Origin of the sequence: Pseudomonas mosselii (genome assembly GCF_005796105.1) — a bacterium.
Classification (GTDB): domain Bacteria; phylum Pseudomonadota; class Gammaproteobacteria; order Pseudomonadales; family Pseudomonadaceae; genus Aquipseudomonas; species Aquipseudomonas mosselii_C.
The window spans coordinates 1-5,278 of the sequence record NZ_VAUO01000031.1; the positions used below are offsets into that span (position 1 = coordinate 1).

The window sequence follows — 5,278 nt, forward strand, 5'->3', positions numbered from 1 at the left end:
ATCAGGTGGTTCCAATGCTCTATGGTCGTCAAGAAATTCGGTTGCCCAGCCTGTTCAATGAACACGCCAAGCCAATTCGGATATGTGATTTTGTGGTCTTACGAATTTTCGGGTCTTTCGTCTTCACCACCACAATCTGCTCAGCAGATTGCTTGGGTGTTATATGGTCAAGCCTCACGGGCAATTAGTATTGGTTAGCTCAACGCCTCACAGCGCTTACACACCCAACCTATCAACGTCGTAGTCTTCGACGGCCCTTTAGGGGATTCAAGATCCCAGTGAGATCTCATCTTGAGGCAAGTTTCCCGCTTAGATGCTTTCAGCGGTTATCTCTTCCGAACATAGCTACCCGGCAATGCCACTGGCGTGACAACCGGAACACCAGAGGTTCGTCCACTCCGGTCCTCTCGTACTAGGAGCAGCCCCTCTCAAATCTCAAACGTCCACGGCAGATAGGGACCGAACTGTCTCACGACGTTCTAAACCCAGCTCGCGTACCACTTTAAATGGCGAACAGCCATACCCTTGGGACCGGCTTCAGCCCCAGGATGTGATGAGCCGACATCGAGGTGCCAAACACCGCCGTCGATATGAACTCTTGGGCGGTATCAGCCTGTTATCCCCGGAGTACCTTTTATCCGTTGAGCGATGGCCCTTCCATACAGAACCACCGGATCACTAAGACCTACTTTCGTACCTGCTCGACGTGTTTGTCTCGCAGTCAAGCGCGCTTTTGCCTTTATACTCTACGACCGATTTCCGACCGGTCTGAGCGCACCTTCGTACTCCTCCGTTACTCTTTGGGAGGAGACCGCCCCAGTCAAACTACCCACCATACACTGTCCTCGATCCGGATAACGGACCTGAGTTAGAACCTCAAGGTTGCCAGGGTGGTATTTCAAGGATGGCTCCATGAGAACTGGCGTCCCCACTTCAAAGCCTCCCACCTATCCTACACAAGCAAGCTCAAAGTCCAGTGCAAAGCTATAGTAAAGGTTCACGGGGTCTTTCCGTCTAGCCGCGGATACACTGCATCTTCACAGCGATTTCAATTTCACTGAGTCTCGGGTGGAGACAGCGCCGCCATCGTTACGCCATTCGTGCAGGTCGGAACTTACCCGACAAGGAATTTCGCTACCTTAGGACCGTTATAGTTACGGCCGCCGTTTACCGGGGCTTCGATCAAGAGCTTCGCTTGCGCTAACCCCATCAATTAACCTTCCGGCACCGGGCAGGCGTCACACCCTATACGTCCACTTTCGTGTTTGCAGAGTGCTGTGTTTTTAATAAACAGTCGCAGCGGCCTGGTATCTTCGACCGGCATGGGCTTACGGAGCAAGTCCTTCACCCTCGCCGGCGCACCTTCTCCCGAAGTTACGGTGCCATTTTGCCTAGTTCCTTCACCCGAGTTCTCTCAAGCGCCTTGGTATTCTCTACCTAACCACCTGTGTCGGTTTGGGGTACGGTTCCCAGTTATCTGAAGCTTAGGAGCTTTTCTTGGAAGCATGGCATCAACCACTTCGCGCTCTAGTGAGCACTCGTCATCAGCTCTCGGCCTTGAGATCCCGGATTTGCCTAAGATCTCAGCCTACCACCTTAAACTTGGACAACCAACGCCAAGCTGGCCTAGCCTTCTCCGTCCCTCCATCGCAATAACTGGAAGTACAGGAATATTAACCTGTTTTCCATCGACTACGCTTTTCAGCCTCGCCTTAGGGACCGACTAACCCTGCGTCGATTAACGTTGCGCAGGAAACCTTGGTCTTTCGGCGTGCGAGTTTTTCACTCGCATTGTCGTTACTCATGTCAGCATTCGCACTTCTGATACCTCCAGCAAGCTTCTCAACTCACCTTCACAGGCTTACAGAACGCTCCTCTACCGCGTCATCAAAGATGACACCCGTAGCTTCGGTGCATGGTTTGAGCCCCGTTACATCTTCCGCGCAGGCCGACTCGACTAGTGAGCTATTACGCTTTCTTTAAAGGATGGCTGCTTCTAAGCCAACCTCCTAGCTGTCTAAGCCTTCCCACATCGTTTCCCACTTAACCATGACTTTGGGACCTTAGCTGACGGTCTGGGTTGTTTCCCTTTTCACGACGGACGTTAGCACCCGCCGTGTGTCTCCCATGCTCGGCACTTGTAGGTATTCGGAGTTTGCATCGGTTTGGTAAGTCGGGATGACCCCCTAGCCGAAACAGTGCTCTACCCCCTACAGTGATACATGAGGCGCTACCTAAATAGCTTTCGAGGAGAACCAGCTATCTCCGAGCTTGATTAGCCTTTCACTCCGATCCACAGGTCATCCGCTAACTTTTCAACGGTAGTCGGTTCGGTCCTCCAGTCAGTGTTACCTAACCTTCAACCTGCCCATGGATAGATCGCCCGGTTTCGGGTCTATACCCAGCGACTAAAGCGCCCTATTAAGACTCGCTTTCGCTACGCCTCCCCTATTCGGTTAAGCTCGCCACTGAATATAAGTCGCTGACCCATTATACAAAAGGTACGCAGTCACCTAACAAAGTAGGCTCCCACTGCTTGTACGCATACGGTTTCAGGTTCTATTTCACTCCCCTCTCCGGGGTTCTTTTCGCCTTTCCCTCACGGTACTGGTTCACTATCGGTCAGTCAGTAGTATTTAGCCTTGGAGGATGGTCCCCCCATGTTCAGACAAAGTTTCTCGTGCTCCGTCCTACTCGATTTCACTGGCAAGAGATTTTCGTGTACGGGGCTATCACCCACTATGGCCGCACTTTCCAGAGCGTTCCACTAATCTCAAACCAGCTTAAGGGCTGGTCCCCGTTCGCTCGCCACTACTAAGGGAATCTCGGTTGATTTCTTTTCCTCAGGGTACTTAGATGTTTCAGTTCCCCTGGTTCGCCTCTTGTACCTATGTATTCAGTACAAGATACTCAGCTTATGCTGAGTGGGTTCCCCCATTCAGAGATCTCTGGATCACAGTCTGTTTGCCGACTCCCCAAAGCTTATCGCAGGCTACCACGTCTTTCATCGCCTCTGACTGCCAAGGCATCCACCGTATGCGCTTCTTCACTTGACCATATAACCCCAAGCAATCTGGTTATACTGTGAAGACGACATTCGCCGAAAATTCGTACGTTGCGCTTGCGCGCAGAACTCACAAATTTTACCTTAGCCTGAACTACCAGCAGTGAAACTGGCATTCAGTCTATTTCTATCACATATCCGAATTTTTAAAGAACGATCTGACAAAAGTCAGAAATCAACATTCACTACGAATGTTCATTTCTAAGTTCTGATCAAGTACAACACTGCTACCGCAGAAAGTGGTGGAGCCAAGCGGGATCGAACCGCTGACCTCCTGCGTGCAAGGCAGGCGCTCTCCCAGCTGAGCTATGGCCCCGCATATTGGTAGGTCTGGGCAGATTTGAACTGCCGACCTCACCCTTATCAGGGGTGCGCTCTAACCAACTGAGCTACAGACCTATATAGGGTCTTGATCGTCTTCACTCATGAATCAAGCAATTCGTGTGGGAGCTCATCAGCAGGCTGATGTCTTCGATTAAGGAGGTGATCCAGCCGCAGGTTCCCCTACGGCTACCTTGTTACGACTTCACCCCAGTCATGAATCACACCGTGGTAACCGTCCTCCCGAAGGTTAGACTAGCTACTTCTGGTGCAACCCACTCCCATGGTGTGACGGGCGGTGTGTACAAGGCCCGGGAACGTATTCACCGCGACATTCTGATTCGCGATTACTAGCGATTCCGACTTCACGCAGTCGAGTTGCAGACTGCGATCCGGACTACGATCGGTTTTGTGAGATTAGCTCCACCTCGCGGCTTGGCAACCCTCTGTACCGACCATTGTAGCACGTGTGTAGCCCAGGCCGTAAGGGCCATGATGACTTGACGTCATCCCCACCTTCCTCCGGTTTGTCACCGGCAGTCTCCTTAGAGTGCCCACCATAACGTGCTGGTAACTAAGGACAAGGGTTGCGCTCGTTACGGGACTTAACCCAACATCTCACGACACGAGCTGACGACAGCCATGCAGCACCTGTGTCAGAGTTCCCGAAGGCACCAATCCATCTCTGGAAAGTTCTCTGCATGTCAAGGCCTGGTAAGGTTCTTCGCGTTGCTTCGAATTAAACCACATGCTCCACCGCTTGTGCGGGCCCCCGTCAATTCATTTGAGTTTTAACCTTGCGGCCGTACTCCCCAGGCGGTCAACTTAATGCGTTAGCTGCGCCACTAAAATCTCAAGGATTCCAACGGCTAGTTGACATCGTTTACGGCGTGGACTACCAGGGTATCTAATCCTGTTTGCTCCCCACGCTTTCGCACCTCAGTGTCAGTATCAGTCCAGGTGGTCGCCTTCGCCACTGGTGTTCCTTCCTATATCTACGCATTTCACCGCTACACAGGAAATTCCACCACCCTCTACCATACTCTAGCTCGCCAGTTTTGGATGCAGTTCCCAGGTTGAGCCCGGGGCTTTCACATCCAACTTAACGAACCACCTACGCGCGCTTTACGCCCAGTAATTCCGATTAACGCTTGCACCCTCTGTATTACCGCGGCTGCTGGCACAGAGTTAGCCGGTGCTTATTCTGTCGGTAACGTCAAAACAGCAAGGTATTAGCTTACTGCCCTTCCTCCCAACTTAAAGTGCTTTACAATCCGAAGACCTTCTTCACACACGCGGCATGGCTGGATCAGGCTTTCGCCCATTGTCCAATATTCCCCACTGCTGCCTCCCGTAGGAGTCTGGACCGTGTCTCAGTTCCAGTGTGACTGATCATCCTCTCAGACCAGTTACGGATCGTCGCCTTGGTGAGCCATTACCTCACCAACTAGCTAATCCGACCTAGGCTCATCTGATAGCGCAAGGCCCGAAGGTCCCCTGCTTTCTCCCGTAGGACGTATGCGGTATTAGCGTTCCTTTCGAAACGTTGTCCCCCACTACCAGGCAGATTCCTAGGCATTACTCACCCGTCCGCCGCTGAATCAAGGAGCAAGCTCCCGTCATCCGCTCGACTTGCATGTGTTAGGCCTGCCGCCAGCGTTCAATCTGAGCCATGATCAAACTCTTCAGTTCAATACTGCTTGGGTTTTTAAGAAACCCTAAACTTGGCTCAGCAATCTCAAATGACTATGTGATTTCTCGCATGGCCACTTGTGATGCTGATAATCTTGGCGACTATCAGTCCATACTCACAAGCACCCACACGAATTGCTTGATTCAATTTGTTAAAGAGCGTTTGGTTAAGAGCTTTTCGTCTCAACCGAGGCGCGCATT

Annotated in this window: 2 tRNA genes and 2 rRNA genes; all 4 read right to left on the minus strand. The window is 51.8% G+C overall.

The window, feature by feature from the left end:
* Positions 1–163: 163 nt before the first annotated feature.
* The 4 genes from FEM01_RS23850 to FEM01_RS23865 all read right to left on the minus strand — a co-directional run bounded on the left by FEM01_RS23850 (position 164) and on the right by FEM01_RS23865 (position 5,077).
* Positions 164–3,056, minus strand: a 23S ribosomal RNA gene (locus FEM01_RS23850).
* 248 nt (positions 3,057–3,304) lie between these two features.
* Positions 3,305–3,380 (minus strand) — tRNA-Ala (locus FEM01_RS23855).
* A gap of 6 nt (positions 3,381–3,386) precedes the next feature.
* Positions 3,387–3,463 (minus strand) — tRNA-Ile (locus FEM01_RS23860).
* Positions 3,464–3,540: 77 nt separating this feature from the next.
* A 16S ribosomal RNA gene (locus FEM01_RS23865) occupies positions 3,541–5,077 on the minus strand.
* The 16S and 23S rRNA genes sit together here with 2 tRNA genes alongside, the layout of an rRNA operon.
* Positions 5,078–5,278 lie beyond the last annotated feature (201 nt).